Origin of the sequence: Actinocrinis sp. (assembly GCF_035605935.1) — a bacterium.
In the GTDB taxonomy this organism is placed as follows: Bacteria; Actinomycetota; Actinomycetes; order Streptomycetales; family Catenulisporaceae; genus Actinocrinis.
This window is the reverse complement of record NZ_DATNGK010000229.1, coordinates 1-24101: the sequence shown is the minus strand read 5'-3', so window position 1 is coordinate 24101 and position 24101 is coordinate 1. Positions and strand designations below refer to the sequence as shown.

The 24101-nt window shown below is 70.6% G+C and carries 24 protein-coding genes; 14 read left to right on the top strand and 10 right to left on the bottom strand.

From position 1 onward, the window contains the following. The first annotated feature begins 206 nt into the window (after nt 1-206). From VN779_RS18455 to VN779_RS18440, 4 genes are all read left to right on the top strand, one after another. The gene (locus VN779_RS18455) at nt 207-1475 is read left to right on the top strand and encodes a hypothetical protein (RefSeq protein WP_325724980.1); all 1269 of its coding nucleotides are present in this window, start codon (nt 207-209) and stop codon (nt 1473-1475) included. Between the two features lie 88 nt (nt 1476-1563). Then, nucleotides 1564-2046 (top strand): SRPBCC domain-containing protein, encoded by a 483-nt coding sequence (locus tag VN779_RS18450; protein ID WP_325724978.1) that lies wholly within the window; start codon nt 1564-1566, stop codon nt 2044-2046. 53 nt (nt 2047-2099) lie between these two features. Beyond that, nucleotides 2100-2390 (top strand): helix-turn-helix domain-containing protein, encoded by a 291-nt coding sequence (locus VN779_RS18445; protein WP_349260846.1) that lies wholly within the window; start codon nt 2100-2102, stop codon nt 2388-2390. 62 nt (nt 2391-2452) lie between these two features. Next, nucleotides 2453-2893 carry an SRPBCC domain-containing protein gene (locus VN779_RS18440; RefSeq protein WP_325724972.1) on the top strand — a complete coding sequence of 147 codons (441 nt, stop codon included), beginning with the start codon at nt 2453-2455 and terminating at the stop codon, nt 2891-2893. 193 nt (nt 2894-3086) lie between these two features. Here the strand turns inward: VN779_RS18440 and VN779_RS18435 are convergent, their stop codons facing one another. After that, a complete protein-coding gene (locus tag VN779_RS18435; RefSeq protein ID WP_325724970.1) occupies nt 3087-4013 on the bottom strand; it encodes a ribonuclease Z in 927 nt (308 codons plus the stop codon). A gap of 65 nt (nt 4014-4078) precedes the next feature. Beyond that, entirely contained in the window at nt 4079-5614 is a 1536-nt protein-coding gene (locus tag VN779_RS18430; RefSeq protein WP_414639710.1) for a S53 family peptidase, read from the bottom strand. Nucleotides 5615-5776: 162 nt separating this feature from the next. On the opposite strand from VN779_RS18430, the gene VN779_RS18425 reads away from it, so the two are divergent. From VN779_RS18425 to VN779_RS18415, 3 genes are read left to right on the top strand one after another with little or no spacing between them, the layout of a single operon-like run. Beyond that, on the top strand, nt 5777-7042 hold the full coding sequence (locus tag VN779_RS18425; protein WP_349260843.1) for an ABC transporter ATP-binding protein: 1266 nt from the start codon (nt 5777-5779) through the stop codon (nt 7040-7042). Then, the gene (locus tag VN779_RS18420; protein ID WP_325724964.1) at nt 7039-7698 is read left to right on the top strand and encodes an ABC transporter permease; all 660 of its coding nucleotides are present in this window, start codon (nt 7039-7041) and stop codon (nt 7696-7698) included. Before VN779_RS18425 ends, VN779_RS18420 begins: the two co-directional genes overlap by 4 nt. Beyond that, complete coding sequence (locus VN779_RS18415; protein WP_325724962.1) at nt 7695-8360, top strand: ABC transporter permease; 666 nt, start codon at nt 7695-7697, stop codon at nt 8358-8360. Before VN779_RS18420 ends, VN779_RS18415 begins: the two co-directional genes overlap by 4 nt. A gap of 98 nt (nt 8361-8458) precedes the next feature. Here VN779_RS18415 and VN779_RS18410 read toward each other — a convergent pair whose 3' ends face one another. From VN779_RS18410 to VN779_RS18395, 4 genes are read right to left on the bottom strand one after another with little or no spacing between them, the layout of a single operon-like run. Continuing rightward, nucleotides 8459-9079, bottom strand: coding sequence for a GTP-binding protein (locus VN779_RS18410; protein ID WP_349260842.1), 621 nt, complete (start codon nt 9077-9079; stop codon nt 8459-8461). Next, on the bottom strand, nt 9030-9470 hold the full coding sequence (locus VN779_RS18405; protein WP_325724960.1) for a DUF742 domain-containing protein: 441 nt from the start codon (nt 9468-9470) through the stop codon (nt 9030-9032). Before VN779_RS18405 ends, VN779_RS18410 begins: the two co-directional genes overlap by 50 nt. Further along, complete coding sequence (locus tag VN779_RS18400) at nt 9467-9865, bottom strand: roadblock/LC7 domain-containing protein (protein WP_349260845.1); 399 nt, start codon at nt 9863-9865, stop codon at nt 9467-9469. Before VN779_RS18400 ends, VN779_RS18405 begins: the two co-directional genes overlap by 4 nt. Nucleotides 9866-9921: 56 nt before the next feature. Beyond that, a complete protein-coding gene (locus VN779_RS18395; protein WP_325724956.1) occupies nt 9922-12288 on the bottom strand; it encodes a sensor histidine kinase in 2367 nt (788 codons plus the stop codon). 317 nt (nt 12289-12605) lie between these two features. Here VN779_RS18395 and VN779_RS18390 point away from each other — a divergent pair, with 317 nt between their 5' ends. Next, nucleotides 12606-13580 carry an ABC transporter substrate-binding protein gene (locus VN779_RS18390; RefSeq protein ID WP_325724954.1) on the top strand — a complete coding sequence of 325 codons (975 nt, stop codon included), beginning with the start codon at nt 12606-12608 and terminating at the stop codon, nt 13578-13580. 220 nt (nt 13581-13800) lie between these two features. Continuing rightward, nucleotides 13801-14316 (top strand): hypothetical protein, encoded by a 516-nt coding sequence (locus VN779_RS18385; RefSeq protein ID WP_325724953.1) that lies wholly within the window; start codon nt 13801-13803, stop codon nt 14314-14316. On the opposite strand, the gene VN779_RS18380 is transcribed toward VN779_RS18385, so the two are convergent. Then, nucleotides 14300-15289 carry an amidohydrolase gene (locus tag VN779_RS18380; RefSeq protein WP_349260844.1) on the bottom strand — a complete coding sequence of 330 codons (990 nt, stop codon included), beginning with the start codon at nt 15287-15289 and terminating at the stop codon, nt 14300-14302. The two genes, VN779_RS18385 and VN779_RS18380, sit on opposite strands and share 17 nt — an antisense overlap. Before the next feature lie 133 nt (nt 15290-15422). Between VN779_RS18380 and VN779_RS18375 the strand changes: the two genes are divergently transcribed. Both VN779_RS18375 and VN779_RS18370 read left to right on the top strand, forming a co-directional pair. Continuing rightward, nucleotides 15423-17135, top strand: a complete 1713-nt coding sequence (locus VN779_RS18375) for a peptide-N4-asparagine amidase (RefSeq protein WP_325724949.1) — start codon at nt 15423-15425, stop codon at nt 17133-17135. A 261-nt stretch (nt 17136-17396) separates the two neighbouring features. Further along, nucleotides 17397-18968, top strand: a complete 1572-nt coding sequence (locus VN779_RS18370) for a GAF domain-containing sensor histidine kinase (protein WP_325724947.1) — start codon at nt 17397-17399, stop codon at nt 18966-18968. Here the strand turns inward: VN779_RS18370 and VN779_RS18365 are convergent. After that, entirely contained in the window at nt 18943-19353 is a 411-nt protein-coding gene (locus VN779_RS18365) for a pyridoxamine 5'-phosphate oxidase family protein (protein WP_325724945.1), read from the bottom strand. The two genes, VN779_RS18370 and VN779_RS18365, sit on opposite strands and share 26 nt — an antisense overlap. 97 nt (nt 19354-19450) lie before the next feature. Then, nucleotides 19451-20149, bottom strand: coding sequence for a response regulator transcription factor (locus VN779_RS18360; RefSeq protein ID WP_325724943.1), 699 nt, complete (start codon nt 20147-20149; stop codon nt 19451-19453). Nucleotides 20150-20351: 202 nt separating this feature from the next. Here VN779_RS18360 and VN779_RS18355 point away from each other — a divergent pair, with 202 nt between their 5' ends. Continuing rightward, nucleotides 20352-20714, top strand: a complete 363-nt coding sequence (locus VN779_RS18355) for a hypothetical protein (RefSeq protein ID WP_325724941.1) — start codon at nt 20352-20354, stop codon at nt 20712-20714. A gap of 46 nt (nt 20715-20760) precedes the next feature. On the opposite strand, the gene VN779_RS18350 is transcribed toward VN779_RS18355, so the two are convergent. Continuing rightward, nucleotides 20761-21804 carry a lysylphosphatidylglycerol synthase transmembrane domain-containing protein gene (locus tag VN779_RS18350; RefSeq protein WP_325724940.1) on the bottom strand — a complete coding sequence of 348 codons (1044 nt, stop codon included), beginning with the start codon at nt 21802-21804 and terminating at the stop codon, nt 20761-20763. A gap of 90 nt (nt 21805-21894) precedes the next feature. Between VN779_RS18350 and VN779_RS18345 the strand changes: the two genes are divergently transcribed. Further along, nucleotides 21895-23037, top strand: a complete 1143-nt coding sequence (locus VN779_RS18345; protein ID WP_325724938.1) for a glycosyltransferase family 4 protein — start codon at nt 21895-21897, stop codon at nt 23035-23037. Nucleotides 23038-23082: 45 nt separating this feature from the next. After that, the gene (locus VN779_RS18340; protein WP_325724936.1) at nt 23083-23880 is read left to right on the top strand and encodes a class I SAM-dependent methyltransferase; all 798 of its coding nucleotides are present in this window, start codon (nt 23083-23085) and stop codon (nt 23878-23880) included. The last annotated feature ends 221 nt before the right edge of the window (nt 23881-24101 follow it).

Below are 24101 nucleotides of genomic sequence, written 5' to 3'. Positions count from 1 at the left end.
GGGCGCCAGTGGCGACGGGGTCGCCCCGCGCCGCGTGCTCCCCCTTTGAACACGGCCTTTCCAAGGCCCTGACGATGAATCTATCGGCATCGCAGAGCACCGATCCGCAAAGTACCAGCGCTACGCTGGGCAGACAAGACGTCAGCCGAGCGTGACGCGCGGCAGGTCGCCTGCGCCATGGTCCACAGCTGTGCGACACTGCGCACGTGGCGCCACAAACTCGGGACCGCGCACCGCGGGGACAGGGCACGGACGTCACCGACAGCCGCCCCGGGACCGGCGGCGCGGCGGTGGCGGCGCAAGCCGCGGCAGGGCAGCCCGGGATGCGTCCAGGCGGCGCACCTAATCCGGCCGCGGCGACACGGCCCGCGGCGCAACAGGCTGGAGCGAGACAGGCTGTGGCGAAGCAGGCCGCGACACAGAGGTCAGCACTCGGATCCGCCGCGCTACCCGGCGCGGCTAGCGCAGGGCCGAGCACACTCACCCTGTTGATCCGGCAGCGACGCACCCGATCACACCTGCGGCATCTGCCCAAATGGACCGCGCGCCGGCCAGAGCCGTTCGGCATCGCCGGCCTGCACTGGCTTCCCTCGCCCACCGGCTCGCGCGACCCGGCGCTGTTCCTGCACGGCGGCCGCGGCACGATCCTGGCCGTCGCCGAGATCTCCCCCGGCGTGCTGCGCGGGCCCGACGCCGGCGATCTCGGCGCGCGGCTCGGCGAGGTGCTGACCGCTGGCGCCGCCGGCCCGGTCCCGCTGACGCGGCTTCAGGTGCTCTGCCAGGTCCCGGGTCCGGCTGGCCGCACCCGCGCGTACGCCGTCGCCGGTTTGGCCTACACACCGGAGTTGGTGAATCAGGCGGCGCGGTTCGCGCAAGGCGAGCGCGGCCTGACCACGATCGCCGCTCAAGCGATGGCCGAGGCGTTCGGTCGGCTCGGCGCGACCGGGACGGCGGGCGCGCGGCTCGGGCCGCTGGTCCCGCTGGACCGCGCCGCGGTCGTCTCGCTGCTCGGCGCGCTCGCGCTGCCCGGCCGCGGCATGCTCGGACCGCGTCATGGCGAGAACCCGTGGCAGCCGACTGAGATCGACGCCACCGCCCCGCGCAGCGTGGCGATTACCGGCCCGGTCGGACCGGCGCGGCAGCCGGCGACGTGGTGGCACGCGACCGGATGGGTGAAGCGTTGGCCGCGCGCCGTGGGCGGGGTGGACGCGGCCTCCTGTGCGGCATTCCTGCCGCCAGGCGTGAGCGGCGCGGCCTCGATGGTGGTCGGCATCGCCGGGCCGGCTGGTGACCGCGGCCCGGCGATCGCCGGCTACGTGACTGTTTCGGGGCACGACGCGGCCGAGGTGGAGCTGGCACGGGTCGCCACGCACGCGGCCGCCGAGGAGCGTGACGGCTTCGTCGAGTTCTGCGACCGGCGGCACCACCTGGCCTTCGCGTACACGCTGCCGCTGGCTCTGGGGCTTCGCGGCTAGGCGAGCGCCGCAACCAAAGGTTGCGCATCCCCGCCAAGAGGCCTAGAGTCTTGTGCAACCAGAGGTTGCGAGACGAAGGCGGAACTTCATGCTGAACAGCGATACGGAGTACGGCAGCATCGAGCGGGAAATCCACATCGACGCCACACCTGATGTGGTCTACGAGGTCATCAGCACGCCGGAGCATCTACGGGAGTGGTGGCCAAAGGACGCGCAGCTCACCGCGAAACCCGGCGCGACCGGCGTCATCTGGTTCAGCGACGGCAAGACGGCAGACCTGCACCCGGTAGGGCTCACGGTCGTCGAGGCCGATCCGCCCCGGCGATTCTCCTTCCGCTGGGTGTACGACGAGGGCGCTACCGCGTCGCCGGACAACTCACTGCTGGTGACCTTCGACCTGATCCCGTCGGGCGCGGCAGGCACACTGCTGCGCTTCTCGGAGACGGGTTACCGGGAGAGAGGCTGGGAAGTCGCGGTGCTCGAAGAGACCTACCGCAACAACGTCAATGGCTGGGACTACTTCCTCCCGCGCCTCGTCACCTACGTCGCGCGGCTGGCGTCGACGCGGTGACCAACGCCGTGAACGCCATAGACGACGAGCTCTGGTCCGCGGTGGGCGATCCGATGCGCCGCCGAATGCTCGACCTGCTGCTGTCGCACGGCGGCGGCACGGCGACGACGCTCAGCGATCAGCTGCCCGTCACCCGCCAGGCCGTCGCCAAACACCTCGCGGTGCTCGACCGGGTCGGATTGGTCCACGTGACTCCTTCCGGCCGCGAGCGTCTGTACGAGGTCGACGAAGCCCAACTCGCCCGCGCGGTCGCGCAACTGTCGGCCGTCGGCGCCACCTGGGACGCCCGGCTACAGCGGATCAAGCGGATCGCCGAGGCCATCCAGCGCGGCCAAGAGCGCTGAGCGCGCCACGGCTGACCGCACCAAACTGACCCATCACTATCACCCGAGAAAGAGGCACCGAGATGGTGGACATCCTGCACAGAATCGGCGTCGTCTCGTCTCCCGACGAGGTCTACGCGGCGCTGACCACGGTCGACGGGCTGGCGGCGTGGTGGACTCAGGACACTGACGGCGAGGGCGAGGTCGGCGGCGTGCTGCGGTTCCGCTTCCCGGTCGGCGGCTTCGACATGAAGGTGCTCGAGGCCAGGCCCGGCGAGCTCGTGCTCTGGCAGGTCGTCGAAGGGCCGGCCGAGTGGGTCGGCACGCGGGTCCGCTTCGACCTCAAGCAGGAGGACGGCTACACGATCGTGCTGTTCCGGCACGAGGGCTGGAGCGAGCCGGTGGAGTTCATGTACCACTGCAGCACGAAGTGGGCGACCTTCCTGATGAGCCTGAAGCGGCTGCTCGAGACCGGCAAGGGCGAGCCCGCGCCGAACGATGTCCAGATCAGCAACTGGCACTAGGGCGTGTTTTGAAACTATCGCCGGGGCCGCGACGCCTGCCACGCACGCTCGCTGCGTTGGCGAAGCGCCCACAGACAACCCGGTATGAGGACGCTCCGCCGCCTTGCGATCGCACGCGCCAGGCGCCGCGGCCTTATCCGACGCTAGTTTCAAAACACGCCCTAGTGTCCTGAGTCAGCGGCGCGAGCGCCGGTCAGTCGCGCCGCTTCGGCACCGGAACGCGCATCAGGTCTTCGGCGACGCGCAGCTCGCCGCTGTAGTGCTCGCGTGCCTCCCGATAGAACGCCACCGGATCCCGGTAGCGCCGGGAGAAGTGGGTGAGCACCAGCGAGCGCGCCCCGCACTCGGTCGCCACCTGCGCCGCCTGAGCGGCCGTCAGGTGCCCGTAGTCGGCCGCGAGCTTCGCGTCGGCGGTCAGGAAGGTCGACTCGATGATCAGCATGTCGACGCCTTGGGCGAGTTCGTAGACGCCCTCGCACAGGCGCGTGTCCATCACGAACGCTACCGACTGCCCCGGACGCAGCACACTGATCTCCTCAAGCGTGATCGTGCGCCCCTCGTGCTCCAATACACCGCGCAGTTGCAGCTCGCCGACCACCGGCCCGCTGAGCCCGGCCGCGGCGAGACGATCGGGCACGATGCGGCGCACGTCCGGCTCGGTCAGCCGGTAGCCGTACGCGTCGATGCCGTGGTCGAGGCGTGCGGCGGTCAGCCGGCCAAACCGCTCGTCGGCGAGAACAGCGCGCTCCCCCTGCACCGGCTCCTCTGCCGGCTCCTCGCGCAGCACCTTGTCCGCGTAGTCGGGGTACAGCCAGCGCAGCCGCGCGAAGGACTCACGGCCGGAGGCGGGGTAGTGGCAGTGCACCAGGTGCTCCACGCCGTCGAGCGCTATCCGGGAGAGCACGCCGGGCAGGCCGAAGCAATGGTCGCCGTGAAAGTGCGTGACGCAGATGCGGGTGATGTCGTGCACGGAAACGCCCGCGAGCGTCATCTGCCGCTGCGTTCCCTCGCCGGGATCGAACAGGAAGCCCTGGTCGTCCCAGCGCAGGAAGTAGCCGTTGTGGTTGCGGGCACGCGTCGGGACCTGGCTCGCAGTGCCCAAGACCACCAGTTCGCGCATATTCGAAGACTAACGGCGGCAAACCTGACGGTGCATCGGATTAACCTGTGTGTGGCGTGGAAACGTCAGAACAACGAGCTGAGCGCGGTCCCGTCCGGCGAGCCGAGGCCGGTGCACGCGTCCCAGCCGGGGCCGGCCCGGTACGCGCCGTTGCTGCCCTCGGTCACATCCCGGAAGCCCTGCTGCGCGACGCCCGGCGCGATGTTGGCGTACAGCGTCGGTTGTAGCAGGCCCAGCGGCTTGCCGCCGCGCTGCGCGAGCCGGCACACCAGCGCGGCCCATAGCGGCGCTACCGCGCTGGTCCCGCCGACGACCCCGGACTGGCCATCGACATAAATCTGATAACCGGTCTGCGGGTCGGCATTGCCGGCGACGTCGGGCACGCCGCGGCCGGACGCCGGGACTCCCGCGTTCGCCTGCCAACTCGGCGTGGTGAAGGAGGTCGAGACACCGCCGCCGGTCGCTCCGCCGCTGGCGCCGTCGTTCCACACGGTCTCGGCGCTGATCGCGCCCGAGCCGGTGAGGGCCAGCCGGGTGCCGCCGCAGCCGAGCACGTGCGGGCTGGAGGCCGGGAAATCGCAGTGCGGCGCGCCATCCGTCTCGTTGTCGCTCGAGCCGTTGTCCCCGGAGGCGGCCAGCACGGTGGCTCCGAGCGCGATCGCGTCCGCGCAGGCCTGGTCGAGCGCGTCGCGGGCCTGCGCGGTCCAGGAGTCCTCCGGCCCGCCCCAGCTGATCGAGATCGCCGCCGGGGTCGGGGTGGCGTGCGCGGCGGCGGTCACCGCGTCGACGAAGCCCTGATCGGTGTTCGGCGCGAAGTAGACGACCTGGGCCGCGCCCGGTGCCAAGGCCCCGGCGACCTCGATGTCCAGCAGCACCTCGCCGTCCGCGCTGTTCGGGTCGCCGGTCGGGCTGTTCGAGCCGCCGTCCACCGGCACCGCGGTGACCGAGGGCGTGCTCAACCCGAGTCCGCCGAAGTAGGTGTCAAGGTCGCTTTGCGCGTAGCCGCCGCCGAGTTCGATGATCGCGAGGGTCTGGCCGGAGCCGTCGTACTGTGTCGGGAAGTCGTACGCCGCGCCGACCTGGACCGCCGAGTACGAGGTGGCCGGCGCCGCCGCGGGCGCGAACCGGAAATACGCGCGGGCCTGCGGGCGGTTGTCGATGCCGAGGACCGCGGTCACCACTCCGGAGAGCGCGTTAGGCAGGTTCAGCTGTCCGGTGCGGTAGCGGTGCACTACTCCATCCGGGGAGAGCGGATGTGGGCTGCGCACGAGCGAAACGGAGGTGCCGAATGCGTCGCCGAACGCTGACACGGCGCCCTCCGCCACGATCCGGCGCGCTCCGGGATCCGCGTCGATCACGTCGATCCCGTGCCGGGCCAGGGTTTCCCGGACATGCTCCACATCGTCGAGGTCCGCGCCGTACTGGGTGCGCAGTTCCTCCCGGGTCAGCCTGCGCAGGCCGGCCGAGACCTCGGCGGGCAGATTTTGCCGACGCCGCAGGTACAGGCTCACCTGGATGCGCTCCCGCGGATCCACGGGTCCCACGAGCTCGGAGCGGGGCAGCGGGCGACGATGCGAGGCGGCGAGTTCCATACTGCACATTGATATCCCACGCCCCGTCAGTTCGCGACCTTTGCGACGATCGGCGTGCCGCGCGGCATATCGGCGCCGCGCCGCTGCTCCACGGGTCTTGTCGCAGGTTGACAGCGCAGATGGCACCAGACAACTATTGAGGCTTCTCAGGCCGCCCTGGTTAGGAGCACCTTGATATCCTTCGAGCGGGTGACGAAAAGGTATCCGGACGGCACCGTCGCGGTGAACGAGCTGAGCTTCACCGCTCCGGACGGCGCGATCACCGTTCTGGTCGGCCCCTCCGGCTGTGGGAAGACCACCTCGCTGCGGATGGTCAACCGGCTGATCGAGCCGACCGAGGGCCGCATCGCGATCGACGGGACCGATGTGCGCGCCCGGCCGGCCGCCGAACTGCGCCGCTCGATCGGCTACGTCATTCAGCACGCCGGACTGTTTCCGCACCGCACCATCGTGGACAACATCACCACGGTGCCCCGGCTGCTCGGCACCGACCGGCGTACCGCGCGAAACCGGGCGCATGAGCTGATGGAACTGGTCGGGCTGGACCCGGCGCTGGCCAAGCGCTACCCCTACCAGCTGTCGGGCGGCCAGCAGCAGCGCGTGGGCGTGGCCAGGGCGCTGGCCGCGGATCCGCCGGTACTGCTGATGGACGAGCCGTTCTCCGCGGTCGACCCGATCGTGCGCAAGGGCCTGCAGGAGGAGTTCCTGCGCATCCAGGGCGAGGTCGCCAAGACCATCCTGTTCGTCACGCACGACATCGATGAGGCGATCAAACTCGGCGACAAGATCGCGGTGCTGCGCGAGGGCGGCGTGCTCGCGCAGTTCGCCTCCCCGGACCGGCTGCTGGCCGAGCCCGCGGACGACTTCGTCGAGCAGTTCCTCGGCCGGGACCGCGGCATCCGCCGGCTGACCTTCTATCCGAGCGCCGGCCTGAGCCTGCAAGAGGGGCCTGTCGTTGCGGCGGACACTCCCGCGCCCTCGGCGCGCGACGCGGCGCTGTCTGCCGGAACGCCGTGGCTGCTCATCGTGGACGCCGACCGGCGGCCGCTGGGCTGGGCCAACCCGGCTGCGCTGCCGGATCAGGGTCCCATCGGCAACGCACGGCTGATCGGGTACGGGCACGCCTTCGTCCCGGGCTCCGACTCGCTGCGCGCGGCCCTCGACGCGGCGGTCCTCTCCCCCACCGGCTGGGCGGTCGGCACGGACGGCAACGGCCAGGTCCTCGGCGTGATCAGCCAGGAATCGATCGGCTCCGCGATCCGCGCGGCGCACGCCCAGTCCAGCACCGAGCGGGAGCGGGCCGACGAGAAGGCCGCGGCGGCCGACGCGTCGCCGGATAGCGGGACGGCGGCCGAGGCCGACGAGCCCAGCGCCGCCGACTCGGCCGGGTCCGAGGCACCACCGAGCGATGAGGCGCCGCTGGAGCAGGCCCGATGATCGCGGCCAGCGTCTTCGACCTGCCCAGCTACGTTCAGCACTCCTATCTCGGCCTGCTCGGCGAGCAGTTGGAGGTCTCGCTCGGCGCGACGCTCGGCGGGCTGCTGGTATCGCTGCCGATCGGCCAGGCTTGCGCCCGCTGGCGGCTGCTCTACCCGCCGGTCCTCGGCCTGGTGACGGTTGCCTACTCGATCCCGTCGCTGGCGCTGTTCGTCTTCCTGATCGACTACACCGGGATCACCGACACCACGCTGTTCATCGCGCTCGCGCTCTACAGCCTGTGCATCCTGGTGCCCGGCGTCGTGGACGGCATCCGCACCGTGCCCCCTGAGGTCAAGCTCGCCGCCGACGCGATGGGCTACGGCCCCGCGCGCCGCTACTTCCAGGTGGAGCTGCCGATCGCCGCGCCGACCATCATGGCGGCCGTGCGGGTGGCCACCGTCTCCAGCATCAGCCTCATGAGCATCGGGGCGGTCATCGGCAACCTCGGCGGCTTCGGCCAGCTGTTCACCACCGGCCTGCGCTCGTTCAACCTGTCGCTGGTGTGGCTCGGCCTGTTCAGCCTTGTGGTGCTGGCGCTGCTGTGCGACGTGCTGTTGCGCCTGGCGCAACGCCTGATGACCCCGTGGGCCGACCGCAGGAGTGCGCGGGCATGATCGACTTTCTTCGCCAGTTCTTCTCCGACCCGCGATTCCAGAGCGGGTACGACGGCATCTGGCAGCGGATCTCCGAGCACTGCTGGTACTCGCTGATCGCGTTCCTGTGCGCGGCCGCGATCGGGCTGCCGCTGGCCCTGCTGACCGGTCACATCGGGCGCGGCGACGGGCCCATCGCGGCGCTGGCGGCGGTCGGCCGGGCCATGCCGAGCCTGGGCCTGATCGTGCTGCTCGCGGTGAAGATCGGGGTGTTCAACTTCAACGCCGCGCTCATCCCGTTGGTAGCGCTGGCCGTCCCGCCGATCCTGCTGACGACGCACGAGGGCCTGCGCGCGGTGGAGCGCTCCGTGGTAGACGCGGCGCGCGGCATGGGCATGCGGCCGCTGCAGGTGCTGTTCCGGGTGGAGATCCCCTCGGCGCTGCCGCTGATCCTCAGTGGTCTGCGAACGGCGGCGGTGCAGGTGGTCGCGACCACGACGATCGCCGCCGTGATCTCCTTCGGCGGACTCGGCCGGTACGTCGTGGACGGCCTTTCCCAGTACCAGTACTACCAAGTCGTCGGCGGCGGGTTCCTGGTCGTGCTGCTCTCGGTCGCCACGCTCATCCTGTTCTCGGTGATCACCCGGCTCGCGGTCTCGCCGGGCCTGCGCCGGAATCGATAAGCAGCGTCTACGAGCGCTCAAGCAAACGGCCCCCGGTCATCGCCGGGGGCCGTGAAGTCTTCGCACCGTCAGCGTGATCAGCCCGGCGCCGAGTGCTATCAGGCTGCTGCGACTGCTCGCGCGAGCGCGTGTTCGAGCACGATGACCAGCGAGTCTCGCACCGAGCCCTGGTCACGGGCGTCGAAGCACAGCACCGGCACCTCGTCGGCGACGTCCAGCGCCTCGCGTACCGCGTCGAGCGGGTGCGTCAGATCGCCGTCGAAGGTGTTGACCGCGACCGCGAACGGCATCCCCTTGCGCTCGAAGTAGTCCACGGCCGGGAAGCAGTCGTCCAGGCGGCGGCTGTCCACGACCACCAGCGCCCCCAGCGCGCCCTCGGTGACGTCGTCCCACATGAAGCCGAAGCGGTCCTGTCCCGGGGTGCCGAACAGGTAGAGCTTGAGCGTCGGGTCGAGGGTGAGGCAGCCGAAGTCCATGGCCACCGTCGTGGTGGTCTTGTTCGGGGTCAGCGAGACGTCGTCGATGCCCGCGGCGACCTCGGTGATCGACGCCTCGGTGGTCAGCGGCTCGATCTCGGAGACCGCGGCGACCGCGGTGGTCTTGCCGACGCCGAAGCCGCCCGCGACGACCATCTTGACCGGCAGTGGCGGCCGGACGGCCGGCGCCAGGTCAGTCGGCGTCTCGTGAGCCGACGGAAGTGGGGATGGCGCGGAGCCCATCGATAACCCTTCGAAGTACGTCGATGTCTGAAGAGGTGCCGGAGCGGGGCACGTGCACCGCGAGCAGCCGACTGGCCCGCAGGTCTCCCGCGAGCACGCGGACTACGTTCAGATGCAGGCGCAGCTTGACCGCCACCTCGGCGAGGGACAGCGGGGTACCGCACACCTCGACGATGGCGCGCCGCTCGAAGGCCAGGGCGCCGAGCTGCCCCAGCCCTTCGACAGTCGCCACGACTTGTGTCTCCACGGGCAGCCCGGCCTCGGCGGCGACCCGGCCCTCGGTGACCATGAACGGCCGGACGGCCGAGGCGCGCTCGGCGCCGTGCGTCGACCCGACGGGGTCCGCCTCCTGGCGCCTCGCCGGGTCGGGCCGTCCGCCCTGCCTGGTCACCCCGTCGCTCCGGCGGCGCCGACGGTGTTTTTCAACTCGACGATCAGCGCGGGGCTCAGGATCGCGCCGACCCGGTTGGCGAACAGCGTCATCTCGTAGGCCACGTTGCCGAGCTTGGCGTCCTTGGAGGCCACCACGCCGAGCACCGAGCCGCTGCCGATGGAGGAGACCAGCAGATGGCCGCCGGCCATGTCGATGATCACCTTGTTGAGCGCGCCGAGACCGTAGTTGCCCGCGGCGCCGGCGGCGAGACTGGTGATGCCGGAGACGATCGCGGCGAGGCGCTCGGAGTCGGCCTGGTCGCCGGGACGGGACACGGCTATGAGCAGTCCGTCCGAGGAGACGGCTATCGCGTCGACCACTCCGGCGGTCTCCGCGGCGAAGCGGCTGACCATCCAGGTGAAATCGGCCGCCGCGGCTCGAAGACCGTCGGCGTCTGTGGTGGAGGCGGTCACAGCCTCTCTCCCTTCTCCTCGTCGATATCCCCGGGCGGCGGCACGGAGCGCGTCTCTCCCTGTGGCCGCAGCGCCAGGCCCGCGGCGCTGTCGCGCAGCGCCTGGTCCACCCCTGCCTCGAACTCCTCGATCGCCGCGCGCGCCGCCTCCGCGTCCAGCTGCGCCGCCGGTGCCAGCGACACACCCTGCCGTGCGCCGCCGCCCTGCGCGGGCTGCGGGGAGCGGGCACCGCGGACCCGGCGCGGCAGCGTGGGCGGCCGCTGGGCCATCGAGCCCTCACGTTCCCGGCCGTTCGCGCGCTGCGGCAGGCCGGCCGGCACCGCGGAGGCCGACTCCCGGCGCGGCTCCGGCATCGGCGGGGTGGGCACGGTCCGCGGCGCGGGGGCCGCCGAGCCGCCGGCCGCGCGCTGCGCCAGTTCCACCGGGCCGAGCAGGAGGTCGTCCGGGACGGTGATCCGGGCGGTCAGTCCGCCGCCCGCGGTCTGGGCCAGCGTGACCGCAGCGCCGGTGCGCTGGGCCAGCCGCCCGACCACGAACAGGCCGAGCACCTTGGTGGGCGCCAGGTCCAGCCGCTCACGCCGGACCAGCAGTTCATTCTCGTGCATAAGACGCTGCGTCGTCATCCCCACGCCGTGGTCGACGATCTCGACGACCGCGCCGCGCGAGGCGCTGCGCACCGCCACGTCCACGGTGCTGGAGGTCGGGGAGAAGGCCACCGCGTTCTCGACCAGCTCAGCGACCATGAGGGTCAGGTCGCCGAGCGCGGACGGGGTGACCATCGAGTCGCCCTCGGCGCCGAGCACGACCCGCTGGTAGCCCTCGATCCGGCCGATCGCGGAGCGCACCACGTCGGTCAGCCGCATCGGAGTCGCGTCCAGGGCGGGCTCACGCTCACCGGAAAGGAGCATCAGACTGTCCGCGCCGCGCTGCAGGCGCACCGCGAGGTGGTCGATCCGGTAGAGCCGCTCGAGCAGCACCGGGTCGGTCTCGCTGCGCTCCATCGCGTCGATCAGGGCGAGCTGGCGGCCGGTCAGGTTGTAGATGCGCCGCCCGACGTTGCCGAACATCTCGGCGGTGTTGCGCCGTACCAGCACCTGCCGCTCGAGGACCCGCACCGCGGTCTCCTGCAGCCGGTTGAAGGACTCGGCCAGGTCGCCGATCTCATCCCGGGTGGCCACCGCGACGTGCTCGAGTTCGGGCGCCTCGTCGTGGTGCTCCGGATCGTCCTCGGCGACCCGCTCGAGGTCCTGCTCGGCGACGGTGGCGATGCGGGTGGCCGCGCGGGTCAGCCGCAGTACCGGGCGGGCGATCGAGTGCCGGATCAGCACGCTGAAGACGATCAGCGCGATCAGCAGCAGGATGGCGAGCACCACCAGGCCGATCGCGGTCCAGGCCGCGACCGAGGCGCTGTGCGCGGCCCGCGCGACGACCTGCCGGGTGATGCCGGCCTCCATCACCGTGCGCGCCTGGCCCTGGGAGAGCGCCGCGTCGGTGACCTGGCGCGCGTAGCCGGTCAGCTCGTTGATCGTCTGCCGGCTGCCGGAGATGAACGCGCTGGAGGCGGCGGCCTCGAACTGGTCGATGACACCCTGCTGCTCGTTGCCTTGGATCGCGTTGTACAGCGAGTAGTCGGCCGGCGGGATGAACTGCTGGAGCCGCTGCCCCTGTGAGGTGGCGATGCCGCCGAACTGCTCGGCCAGCGGGTACTGGGTCGGGGCCTGGTCCGGGTCGTCCGCGATCTCGACGAGCGCCGCCTCGTGGTCGGTGGCGGCCAGGTCGGCCTGGAAGAGGATGTCGAGTTCGGCCTCGGGGACCGCGGCCGGGTTGCCGTCGGCGGCCTGCTGGGCCAGGCCCATGGCGTCGCTCAGGTCGCGCATGGCGCCGGTGTACGCCTGCAGCAGGATGGTGCCGTTGATATTGCCCTGATGTACTCCCTGCCGCTCCAGGGTCAGGGCGTTGATCTCGTCGAGCGCCGCGCGCATCGCGGTCGGCGGGTTCTGGCCATAGGTGGCGAGCACGGCCTGCTGCTGAAGGTCGGTGGCCTGCGCGGCGCGGTCGAAGGCGGACAGGTCGACCAGCTGGATGCTGCCGATGACGCCGAGCGCGTCCTCCTGCTCCACGCCCAGGTCGTCGATCAACATACTGACCTGCTCGGTGGTGCTCATGTAAGAGGCCGCGCTCTCCCAGGTGCGCGCGGCGTTCACCTGCTGGATCACCAGTGGGCTGAGTAGGCCCACGATGGCCACGGCGGGCAGGGCGACGAGTGCGTCGAGCTTGCGGCGGAACGGGATCCGGTCCAGACGCCGGCCCGACTTGCGGCTGTGTGCCGGACGTCCCAGTTCCTGCCCACTGCGCACAGCCACTGTGCCGCCTCCCCGGTGCCTGGGCCATTTGGGTGCAATTGGCGGCCACGACACTGATGATCAGACTTCAGACCCGAACCGGCAGCACAGTATCGAATGCGGTGCCCTTTTGTCGCCATCCGGTCACTGGGCGAATGTTTCCGCGGCATCAACAGCCACGAGGTGGGGCCGGATGAACACCCCAAGCGATACCTATCGGTGATCGATCGTCGGTTGACGGCCCGTCGATCGGCTCGGTTGGATTGCCAGCGGGAACCGAATGAGTTTTCCACGCGGGCACGGGGCCGGGCGTGGATTCCTGCGACCAAGGAGCCAGCGTGATTTCCTGGATTGACCGGCGGGTTACCGCCGCCGCCTGCGCTGCCGTGCTGACCGGTGCGTTTCTGGCCGGGTGCGGCAGCAGTAGTAGCAAGAGCAACTCCTCGAACCCGTTGAGCGGCGGGGCCGGGCAGGCCAGCGGTTCGATCGTGGTGGGCTCGGACAACTTCCTCGAGAGCGTGCTGCTCGCGGACATCTACGGTCAGGCGCTGGCCGCCAAGGGCTACAAGGTCAGCTACAAGCTGAACATCGCCAGCCGCGAGGTGACCTACGGCCTGCTCAAGAGCGGCACGATCACGCTCAAGCCGGAGTACAACGGCGCGCTGCTGGCCTACCTGGACAGCCTGGCCAAGAAGACCACGCCGCAGACCTCGACCGACCAGGTGGACTCGGCGATCGCGAGCGAGCTCGCGCCGAACCTCGAGGTGCTGCAGCCGGCGCAGGCCCAGGACAACGACACTCTGACGCTGAGCAAGCAGGCCGCGGCGAAGTACAGCATGACCACCAGTTCCTCGATCGCCGACTTCGTCACGGCGCTCAAGGGCGCCAACGTCTCGATCGGCGCGGCGGCCGAGTTCCAGACCCGCTACCAGGGCATCCTCGGGCTCGAGCAGGCGTACGGGCTCAAGGCCTCGCAGATCACCTTCAAGTCGCTGGACGCCGGCGGCACGCTGACCGAGACCGCGCTGTCGCAGAACGCGGTGGACGCCGGCGACCTGTTCACCACCGACCCCACGATCACCCAGAACGGCCTGGTGACGCTGAGCGACCCGAAGAACATCTTCGGCCTGCAGAACGTGCTGCCGCTGGTGAACAAGTCGGCGCTGAGCTCCACCGGTGTCGACGCGCTCAACGCGGTGGACGCGAAGCTGGACAGCAAGACGCTGCTCGACCTGGACGTGAAGACCCAGGTGCAGAAGCAGGACCCGGCCGCGGTGGCCACCGCGTGGCTCAAGTCCGAGGGCTTGGTCTAACCGCAGCCGCTGAGACCTGAGACCGGCCGCGGTCTGGCGTATCGTCAGGCCGCGGCCGGTCTCCGTCGTTATATCAGGGACCTGATCGCGTTATGCGGCGACGCTGGCGGGAACCGGCCGATCGCTCCCCGCACCTAGAGCCCACGCGGGCGTCCACGTACCCTTGCGTATCGACCGGCTCTGCCCCGCCCTGTTCGGCGGATGGCAGAGCTTTAACAAGGTGGCGAAGGGACGCATGATGCGGGGCGCGATGGGTGATCGGAGGGCGCGGCGGCGGTTCAGCAGGCGACCCGCGCTCCTGGTGCTGGTGGCGGCGATGCTATGCACGCTGATCGGGTCCGCGGGCGCGGCGGCCGCGAGTACGACCGCCGGTTCGGGCGCCCCTCAGAGTTCTACCTCTAGTTCGGCCAGTTCTGTGCGCCCGCAGCTGGTCCGGCCGTTTACAGGCACCGGCTGCCACACCTACAACTACTGGAACGGCGCGCACGTCTGCATCACCGTGGTCGGCACCGGCCTGAACATGCAGTCGGCTACCGGCGAGACGGACGGCCCGGACAGCGACTGGCTCAAGCTCTGGGACACCGAGGGCGTGGTCACCATATGGGGCCACCCCAGCAACCACTACATGACGATCAGCTGGGCGTCCGGCGGCGGTGTGTGGCTGGCCAACGGCGACAACATGTGCGTCACCGACACCACGATGAATCAGACCGCCTGCCTCACGATGCATCCGTGACCGGTTGCTGGGCGGCGGTGAAGGAGCCCAGCAACTCGGCGGCCGCCGCATCAGCGGCCGCCTCATCGGCGAGGTCCACCGGCGCCGCGTAAGGGCGGTCCGAGCCGAGCACGATCCGCGAGCGGGCGATCGAGGCGGATTGCGCACCGATTGCGCGCTGCTGACCGAATCCCGCTTCCAGTGACGTATCTCCGCCACCTGCCGCGTCCAGCGCGGCGCCGAGCGCAGCCACCGCGGCCGGTCCGTATGACGAGGTCTCGAACCACACGCGCGGATCGGCGGCCAAGTCAGGCCCGCCGCGCGACGCGGCTCGTTCCCGGTGCAGCGGCGCGAGACCGCACAGCATGGCGAAGCAGACCTTGAGGGTTGGGTGCGCGGGCCGCCCGAAAGCCGCGAAGGCGTAATACGCGGCGTGCATCTGCTGCACGTAATCAACGTTCGCGGCCCACCACGGCGGCGCTCCCGGCGCGGCGGCGCGGCCCGCGTGGATGAACAGCGGCTTTTCGCGTTCCTCCAACGCACGCAGCAGCGGCTCGCAGTGCGCGTATCCCGCCGCATCGACCAGCACGGTGGCGGGCAACTGAAGACCGACGCAGCCCGCGTCCAGCCGGTGCAGCAGATCGGCCTCGTCGGTATCGGTGACACAGGCCGCCGCCCACACGCCGAACCCGTCAGGCAGCGCCAGCGCATCGCGGTGGTAGGCCTCCAGCAGCGGCGCGGCTTCGGCGGCGGGCAGTTGCTCGATGCCGAGAGGGCTGGATAGGGAGATCAGCGCCAGGTCAAGCCGGTCGGCGCGGTTCAATCGCAGCCGAAGGGCCAGATCGTGATCGCGCGGGTCGACGCGGAAATCCGGCTCGCCGTCGAGGTGCAGCGTCCAGCCGTCCCCGGAAAGGTGCGGCGGGGCCGTACGCGCCCGCAGCGCTTCGATGAACCCGGGGGTCCAAAGATGCTGATGGACGTCTACGCGCACGATGCACCGTTCTTCTTTCGGTATTGCGCACGCCCCGCCGAGCGGACAGGCTTATCCGGTCCCTGCCACAAGCAGCGTCGACACAAGCAGTGTCGATCGTCCAGCACCCGTCCAACCATGAGGACGTGTTGTTCACATGCGAATAACCCGACGATTGTCGCACGCCGGTGCGATACTCACGATCATCGCCGCCGCGCTGATCACCGGGCTTCCCGGATCCGCGGCCGCAGCCACCGCCCCGGTCGAGGTCAACTACCAGAACCCGGTCTCCGCGCTGCCACCGATCAGCCGCCCGGCCACCCCGCACTGCGCGGTCACCGCCATGCAGCATGACTTCGCCAACAGCTACGGCCAGCCGTTCGTCGGCACGCTCACCCCGCCGAGCGCCTGCCCCGGCCCGTGGTCGAAGGTGGTGCTGGACTGGAGCGGCAGCGTCGCGGGACGCCAGTACGACCGGCTGGCCGGGGTCTGGATCGGCGGCGCCGAGGTGTTTCGCACCAGCACCCCCGAGCCGGATCCGGCGGGCATCTCCTGGCACGTGGACGCGGACCTCTCCCGCTACATCCCGCTGCTGCGCACCCCGCAACCGCTGGTCGTCGACCTCGGGAACATCGTCAACGACACGTACACCGGCATCTATCACATGACCCTGACGGTCACCTACTACCAGGCCGACCGCAGGAATCCGGCCGCGGCGACCGCCGACGAGGTGGTCCCGGTCAGCCAGGGCGGCACCACCTCGGCCGGCTGGTGGTCGCTGACCGCCGGGCAGAGCGCGACGCAGACGGTGACCTTCCCGCGCAACCTCTCCGGCGCGACGCTGGAGGTCTTCGCACGCGGTGGCGGCTGCGAAGAGTTCTGGTACACGAACGCCCCCGATGCCTACAACCAGGCGCACCCGAGCTACGGGCTGTGCGGCGGCGGACCGTACCGCGAAGTGCGCGTCGAGGTGGACGGGAAGCTCGCCGGGGTCGCGCAGCCGTTCCCGGCGATCTACAGCGGCGGCATCAGCCCACTGATGTGGCGGCCGATCATGAGCGTCGACTCGCTGCGCACCCAGCCCTACGCGATCGACCTGACGCCGTTCGCCGGGCTGCTCTCGGACGGGCAGCCGCACCAGATCACCTTGCTGCCGCCCACCGGTATCAGCGACGTGTGGACCATGGACGGCTCGCTCTTCCTCAACACCGATCAGCGCGCCGCGCACACCGGCGGCGGCCTGCTCTCCGACACGATCTCGGCCGAGCCGGCGCTTTCCTCCTCGTGGACGACTCCGAGCACTGACAAGGACGTCATCACGACGACCGCGTCGCGCGACTGGACCGTGTCCGGGTACGTAAACACCTCGCGTGGCCGCGTGGTCACCACCGTGCGCCAGCACATGGCGTACTCGAACACGGACACGGTCACCCAGGCCGGGTTCGCGCAAGCCATCGTGCAGAAGGACAACGGCTACACACAGGTGAGCACGTCCGAGCGCCACGCGAACGGCACCCGCGACTCGTGGTCGTATCCGATCAACGTCACGAGTGTTTACCAGCCGAGCTCGACCGGTTCCGGTTTCCTGGTGCAGGGCAGCGCCGACGTGTCCAGGATCGCGACGACGCAGGTATCCCGCGGCGATGACTGGTTCACCACCACCAAGGTCGATGACCGCGTCACCGCGAAGGGCATTTTGCAGCGCGACGACAGCGGTGCGACCGTACAGGCGGACGGCTCCGACGCAGAGGACTACTACGCTCTCTCCGCTCAGGCGACACCCTTCATTAACGCAGGGTGCTACCACCATCGGATCGCCGCCGATCACGGTTATGTGACGTCGGATCGCTACCTGGGCTGCTGGGCTTGAGCCTCGGTAAGACCCGGTAAGACCCGGCAAAGCAGCGACGAACGCCGCAGAGCGCTGCGAGGGCGGACGGCTCACCGCGAGCCGTCCGCCCTCGTCCTGGCGCGTGCCCGACACCCCTTCCGGAGCAGGGGCCTTGGTGTAAGAATGCGAACTCAGCGTCCGCTATCGTGCTGAGGAGCAGCACCCGGCGGCGTGGATACCGTGCCGCCGACCAGGGGCCGGAGGGCGCTCCGGCCTTCGGGGGCGGAATCGGAGCTCGAAATGAAGCCATACCCACACGATGGTCCGCCGAGCCGCCGAAGAGAGCCCGCCGAGCGCAGCGCGCAGCCCGCGCCGCCGGCCGAGCCGGCAAAAGGGTGTTCGCTCGCCGACGCCGTCCTCGCGGTGGCCGGGGAGCCGGAACCCGAGGTCGCGCTGCGCCGAACCGTCGAGAAGGCGATGATCCTCACCAGCGCCCGGCACGGAGCGGTCGGCGAGCGGCCCGCGCACGCCTTGGAAACCACCTCGCTCGACACGCCGATTCCGGTGGGCCCGAGTGTCTACGCGCAGCTGTACCTGGCCGACAAGGCCGACGGCTCCCGCTTCACCACGCAGGACGAGATCGCGGCCGGCACCCTGGCCCGGGCCGCCGGGCTGGCACTCGGACACGCTAGCGAGCGCGAACAAGCGGAACTGGAGCGCAAGCGGCTGGCTGCGATCGGCGGGCTGGCCGGAGGTCTGCTGGGCGGGGAACCGCGGTCGGTCGCGCTGGCCGCCCTGGCCGAGCGGGCACGCGAACTGGCGGACGCGGACCTGGTGACCGTCACGCTGCCCGACGAGGACGGCGTGCACCAGATCCTTGAGGTGGCGGTAGGCCATCGCGCCGAACTCGTCAGGGGTCTGCTTTCGGTGCGAGAGGGCTCGGCGACCGGCGAGGTGTTGCGCACCGGGCAGGCCGCGATCTTCTCCGGCGCCGAGGCCGACTCCGCGGCAGGCGAGATCGGGGGCGGGGCCGGTGCGGGCATCGTCGCGGATCGTTTCGCCGAGTTGGGAGTCGGCCCGGCGCTGCTGCTACCCATGCGCGCGGAAGGCGCGGTGCGCGGCGTGCTCGGGATCTGCCGCCGGGACGGGCGCGCCGGATTCGAGCCCATGATCCGCGCCGCGGCGGCTGAGCTGAGCCGACAGGCAGCGCAACTGCTGGACCTGGCCGATCGCCGTCTGGACGACGAGAGGGTCCAGGTTTACCAGGACCGCGAACGAATCGCCCGCGACCTGCACGACCTGGTGGTACAGCGGTTGTTCGGCGTCTGTCTCGCCTTGGAGGGCGCGCGCAATCGGGCGCAGCGTGCCGACGTGGTCGAGCGGGTCAGCCAGAGCATCGACGAACTCGACGACACTATCCGGCAGATCCGTTCCACCATCTTCGCGCTGCAGGTTCAGGGCGCGGCGCGGGCCGGCTCGCCGCTGCGGCACCGGATCATCCAGGAGGTCGACGCGGCGCGCCAGGTACTCGGCTTCTCCGCGGCGCTGCGGATGGAGGGCCTGATCGACACGGACGTACCACCTCCGGTAGCGGAGAACGTCATCGCGGTCCTGCGCGAGGCACTGGCGAATGTGGCCAGGCATGCGCAGGCCCGCCGGGTCGAGGTGGACATCGCGGTGGGCGACCGGGTGACGATCGAGATCGTGGACGACGGCCTCGGGCCGCCCGCCTCGCTGCGGCGCAGCGGCCTGGCGAATCTGGCCCGCCGGGCCGAGCAGTTCTCCGGCGCGCTCACGGTCGAGCCGGTGCATCGAGGCGGCAGCGGGCTCGGCACCGGAACCCGGATCAGCTGGCAGGTCCCGCTGCGCTGAACTGGCGGCCCGAGGTCAGCCCGGCGCGCAGCCGCACGACCGCCTCGCTGTCGCCGATGATCCTCGGCCATCGCGGGTCGGCCCGCAGCGCCGCGGCCTCGTCGCGGTCCTCGACCGGTTCCGCCCGGCCCACCACGGTGACCCACCAGCCCCCGTCCATCCCCCGGTTCAGCTCGTCGGCCTGCAGGCCCACCACGGCGTGGTCGATCGAGGCGAGCAGCCAATCGGCCCGCACCGCGCACACCAGCACGTCCTCGTCCCACTCGGCCGGTTCCACCAGATAGTTGACCGGGACGACCGCGGGCAGTCCCGAGGCGGTGTAGACGATGCGGCCGAACGGACGGGTCGAGAGCAACATCAGGCACTCGCGCCGGCTCAGCTCCATGCCGCACGCACCCCGGCCCGCGCGTCTCGGCCGACCATCGCGTCAGCCACCGCCGCTGTACCGCCCCGGCGCGCGCCGCTGCCGCGAAGCACATTCCTCACCCAGGCCGCCATCGCTCTCCCCCTTCGCGGAGCAGACGCCGCTCCGTCGCGAATGCCGCGATCTGCGCGCGCCGCGCCATGCCCAGCTTCTGCAGGAGACGCGACACATAATTCTTAACGGTCTTCTCGGTCAGACCGGTTCGATCAGCGATCTGCCGATTCGTCAGGCCCTGGCCGATCAGGTCGAGCAGGTGGTACTCGCGCGCCGACAGCTCCCGCTCGGGTCCGCCGTCGCGAGGAACCGCAGTACGCAGCCGGTCGAGCATGCGCGTCGTAGACGCAGGATCGAGGATCGACTCGCCGGATGCGACTGCACGTACCGCTCGGATCAGGTCGTTACCGCGCACCTGCTTGAGCAGATAGCCGGACGCGCCCGCCATCACGGCCTCGAACAGGGCGTCGTCGTCACTGTAGGAAGTCAGCATCAGGCACGCTAGCTCCGGCATCCGGGAGCGCAGTTCGCGGCACAGCGCGACGCCGTCGCCATCCGGCAGGCGCACATCGAGGATGGCCACGCGCGGCCGCAGCGCGGGCAGGAGCCGCACCGCCGCGGCCGCGCTGTCCGCCTCCCCGGCGAAAACCAGGCCGGCCGTGGAGTCGATCAGGTCCCTGACCCCGCGCCGAACGATCTCGTGGTCGTCCACGACCGCCACTCGGACAGCCTCTTGCCCCGCACGCCCCGGCTCTTCGTCCACCGCCTGCTCCTCGCGACGTCTCGCCCGACCGCCGCACTGCGGCGAAGCCGTCCTGTGGATTCGAACACTGGCACGCTAATTGAGGCCGGTGCCCGTCGGAAGAGGGGCGTGGAAACGACGGCGCGGTGAACCCCGCAGCAGGCGCCACCGTGAAGGGGGCAAGCTCCTCTCTCGCGGAGCGACCCGGCGTCAGGAGGCGAACATGGACTCGGAAGACACCGACCTGGGCCCGCAACCGCAGCGGCGCGGTGTTTTGCGGCGTGGTGTTCTCGGGCGCGGCGTTCCTGGACGCGGCACACGGCAGGCGCGGCGCGAAGGCTGGAACCTGCGCTTCGAGTCGATCGGCGCGCGGATCCCGGCCGCGATGGTGGTCAAGTCCCCGACGCTGTTGCGGGCCGCGGTCGAGGAGGTGTGCTGGCAGGTCGCCATGGACTCCTGGCTGGCGACCCGCCCGCGCCGGTGGCGGCGGCGCGCGTACGCCGCGTGGGCCGCGCAGCTCAAGGAGTTGGAGCGCCGCCGTGAGCAGCTGAGGCAACTGGTCGAGGCGGAAGTACTCGCCTGCTGAGTGCGCGGTTGCCGGTGCGCTGCCGTCGGCTTCAGTCTGCCGGCGCTCAGTTCGCGGCGGCCTCGGAAGCATTTCGGCGGCCGCGACCGAGCCATCCGGCCAGCCCGGCCGCGAGCAGATCGCCGACCGTGGTCAGCAGCCGCGAGACCAGGGCGACGGAGATCGCCTTGCCTCCGCCGAGCACCGGCGAGAGCGAGGCGACCAGCACCACTTCGCGCACGCCCGCGCCCGCGGGCGCCAACACCACCAGGAAGCCCGCGCACCAGGCGAACGCGAAACCGCCGGTGGCGAGCAGGAAGGTGCGCCCGTCCGGAGCCCCAAGCCGCACCGCGAGCAGCCACACGCTCAGGCCGTTGAGCACCCAGTACAGCACCGCCCACAGTGTCGCCGAGATGACCGCGCGGCCGGAGAGCGGCACCTCCTGCACGGGCCGGCGAGCCAGTCTCAGCAACCGGTCGATCGCCGGATTGAGCACTCTCGGGTGCAGCGCGACCAGCAGCACCGGCGCGGCGACGAAGGCCCAGCCGTAGCCCGCCGTGGTCGAACCGGTCAGCCCGGCCACAGTGCAGATCGCCGCGACGATGAGGCCCGCGGCCAAGGACACCAGGATCGTGATCACGGCCACGGTGGCGGAACGCCGCCGCGGGATCCGTTGCGCCTGCCCGAGTTCCATCTGCGCCAGCACCGGCCAGACCGCGCCTGGCAAATACTTGCCGACCTGCCCGACGAAGAAGATCCGCGCCGCGGGCGCGAGCGGAACCCTCGACCCGGCGGCGGTCAGCAGCGCGCGCCACTCCAGCATCGAGGCGAGCAGCGAGGCCAGCACCAGGCCGAAAGCCCCGGCGACCACGACCGGGCCCAATCCCGCGATACCGGCGCGTACCTGCGACCACTCGTCCGCGATGGCGTAGCCGCCGAGTGCGACGGCGAGCAGGACGAATCCGACGCGTACAGCCGTGCTGCCGAGCAGCACCTTGGCGCGAGCCATCGGCGACCTGCGGGCGGTGGCGTCTGCGGTCGCACGGCCGGCGCCGTCAGCCGCCGCGGTCGTTTCGATCGGTTCTGTCACGCTCGTCGTCCGGTCTTCCACGAGGCGAGCCTAGTGGCCGCACCCGACTGGCATACCGAGTCGGGGTGGGGGACGCGGCGGTCGGGTCGCACCCCACTATTGTCTGTTCCCATGCGAGTGACGGTCTTCGGCACCTACGACGCCAAGGCGCATCCCCGGGTCGCCATCATCGCCGACGGCCTTCGCGCGCACGGCCACGAGGTGCAGGAGTGCAACGCCCCGCTCGGCCTGGACACGGCCGCTCGCGTCGCCATCCTCGCGCAGCCGTGGCGGGTTCCGGTACTGCTGGGCACACTCGCCCGGCGCTGGCTGACGCTCGCGCGCACCGCCCGACGGCAAGCCCGCCCGGACCTGGTCGTGGTCGGCTACCTGGGGCATTTCGATGTTCGGTTGGCCAGGCGTCTGTTCCGGCGTACCCCGATCGTGCTCGATCACCTCATCGGCGCCAGCGACACGGCCCGCGACCGGCAGCTGTCCGGTGGGATCCGGCAGGTCCTGCTGCGTGCGATCGACTCCGGCGCGCTGCGGTCGGCTGACTTGATCGTCGTGGACACCGAGGAGCACTTCAACGCATTGCCTCCCGAGCACCGGGACCGGGCGGTGGTGGTTGCGGTCGGCGCGCCGCAAGCCTGGTTCGACGCCGCCGCAGATGTCGCGGCTCCAGATGTCGCGGTCAGCAGCGACACGGACGGCCAGCCACCCCTTCGCGTGCTCTTTTTCGGTCTCTACACCCCGCTCCAGGGCACGCCGGTCATCGGCCGCGCCCTCGCTCTGCTGGCCGCAGCGCCGATCGAGACCACTATGGTCGGCAAGGGCCAGGACGGCCCGGAGACCCGCCGCGCAGCCGCGCCGAACACCGCGGTGCGCTGGCTGGACTGGGTGGCCAGCGACGAGCTCGCGGCTCTGGTCGCGCAGCACGACGTGTGCCTGGGCATCTTCGGCACCGGCGCCAAGGCGCTGCGTGTCGTGCCCAACAAGGTCTTCCAGGGCGCGGCGGCCGGCTGCGCGATCGTCACCTCGGACACCGCCCCACAGCGCCGCCTGCTCGGCGACGCCGCGCTCTTCGTGCCGCCCGGCGACGCCGACGCGCTCGCCGAGGCGCTGTCGCGCTTGGCCGCGGACCGCGCTGAGCTGGACCGGGCCAAAGCGGCCGCGCGCCGGCTCGCGCTCAGCGCCTTCTCCGCCGAGCAGATCGTCACGCCGCTGATCAAACGGCTCGACGAACTGCCCGCGCGCAAACGCGCGGCGACCTGATAGACATACGAACCCGACGGGACGAGACGTGACGAAAGGCTGGGCATGACCGAGCAGGGTCCGCAGACACCGGGTGCCGCCTCCGGCGCCGAACGCCGGCCATCGATGGACCAGCTCGCCCCGCTCGCGGCGAACGCATGGCTGCGTTACGACCTGATCCGGCGCATGATCCCCGCTGGTGTCACGGATGTGCTGGAGATCGGCTGCGGCATGGGCGCGGTCGGCGTCCGGCTCGCCGCGCAGTACAACTACCTCGGCCTGGAACCGAGCCCTGAGTCTTTCGCGGTGGCCAGTCAGCGCATTGCACTGGGCGGCCGCGGCGAGGTGCGCAACATGCTCACGGATGGACTCGAACCGGCTACGCAGTTCGATCTGGTCTGCGCCTTCGAGGTACTTGAGCACATCGAGGATGACGCCGGGGCGCTCGACTCGTGGGCGCAGCGGGTACGTCCGGGCGGCTGGCTTCTGCTGTCCGTGCCGGCGCACCAGAGCCGTTATGCGGCGCACGACGTACTGGCCGGGCATTTCCGCCGCTACGAGGCGACGGATCTCGCCGCGCTGTTGGAGAAGGCCGGATTCAGCCAGATCGAGTCGCGCGAGTACGGGATGCCGCTGGGCTACCTGCTCGAAACGGCGCGCAACGCGGTCGGCAAGCGCAAGCTCGCCGCGGCGCCCGAGGCGTCGATGGAGCAGCGCACCGGCGCGTCCGCGCGCCTGCTTCAGCCGAAGGGCCTGCTTTACGGAGGCGTGGCGAGGTACGGAACAGCCCCGTTCCGGTATTTGCAGCGCGGCTTCCCGCGCGTCGGAACAGGGCTGGTTGTGCGAGCGAGGCTGGCTGCCTAGGCAACCACGGGTTGACGCCCAGGGGCCAGGGCGGGCCTGAGAGGGCGTCTGATCCCATTTTGGGGTCTAACGTCACGCAATATCAGCGGCGGATTGCCGCAATTGTCGGGTACGGCACAGCGAATCGGCCAAGCGGCGGGCCTGGCAAGGCGCCGGAGCATCCTCGCGCTCCTCATTCAACACCGTGGGTCGTCTGTGGATGTTTCGGCAACGCAGCCAGG

What these genes read in the sequence shown, in the direction of transcription:
- VN779_RS18450 (WP_325724978.1), top strand. Translation starts at nt 1,564, where the DNA reads ATGCTGAACAGCGATACGGAGTACGGCAGCATCGAGCGGGAAATCCAC.
- VN779_RS18445 (WP_349260846.1), top strand. Translation starts at nt 2,100, where the DNA reads ATGCGCCGCCGAATGCTCGACCTGCTGCTGTCGCACGGCGGCGGCACG.
- VN779_RS18440 (WP_325724972.1), top strand. Translation starts at nt 2,453, where the DNA reads ATGGTGGACATCCTGCACAGAATCGGCGTCGTCTCGTCTCCCGACGAG.
- VN779_RS18435 (WP_325724970.1), bottom strand. Translation starts at nt 4,013, where the DNA reads ATGCGCGAACTGGTGGTCTTGGGCACTGCGAGCCAGGTCCCGACGCGT.
- VN779_RS18430 (WP_414639710.1), bottom strand. Translation starts at nt 5,614, where the DNA reads ATGTGCAGTATGGAACTCGCCGCCTCGCATCGTCGCCCGCTGCCCCGC.
- VN779_RS18420 (WP_325724964.1), top strand. Translation starts at nt 7,039, where the DNA reads ATGATCGCGGCCAGCGTCTTCGACCTGCCCAGCTACGTTCAGCACTCC.
- VN779_RS18415 (WP_325724962.1), top strand. Translation starts at nt 7,695, where the DNA reads ATGATCGACTTTCTTCGCCAGTTCTTCTCCGACCCGCGATTCCAGAGC.
- VN779_RS18410 (WP_349260842.1), bottom strand. Translation starts at nt 9,079, where the DNA reads ATGGGCTCCGCGCCATCCCCACTTCCGTCGGCTCACGAGACGCCGACT.
- VN779_RS18400 (WP_349260845.1), bottom strand. Translation starts at nt 9,865, where the DNA reads ATGGTCAGCCGCTTCGCCGCGGAGACCGCCGGAGTGGTCGACGCGATA.
- VN779_RS18375 (WP_325724949.1), top strand. Translation starts at nt 15,423, where the DNA reads ATGCGAATAACCCGACGATTGTCGCACGCCGGTGCGATACTCACGATC.
- VN779_RS18370 (WP_325724947.1), top strand. Translation starts at nt 17,397, where the DNA reads ATGAAGCCATACCCACACGATGGTCCGCCGAGCCGCCGAAGAGAGCCC.
- VN779_RS18365 (WP_325724945.1), bottom strand. Translation starts at nt 19,353, where the DNA reads ATGGAGCTGAGCCGGCGCGAGTGCCTGATGTTGCTCTCGACCCGTCCG.
- VN779_RS18355 (WP_325724941.1), top strand. Translation starts at nt 20,352, where the DNA reads ATGGACTCGGAAGACACCGACCTGGGCCCGCAACCGCAGCGGCGCGGT.
- VN779_RS18345 (WP_325724938.1), top strand. Translation starts at nt 21,895, where the DNA reads ATGCGAGTGACGGTCTTCGGCACCTACGACGCCAAGGCGCATCCCCGG.
- VN779_RS18340 (WP_325724936.1), top strand. Translation starts at nt 23,083, where the DNA reads ATGACCGAGCAGGGTCCGCAGACACCGGGTGCCGCCTCCGGCGCCGAA.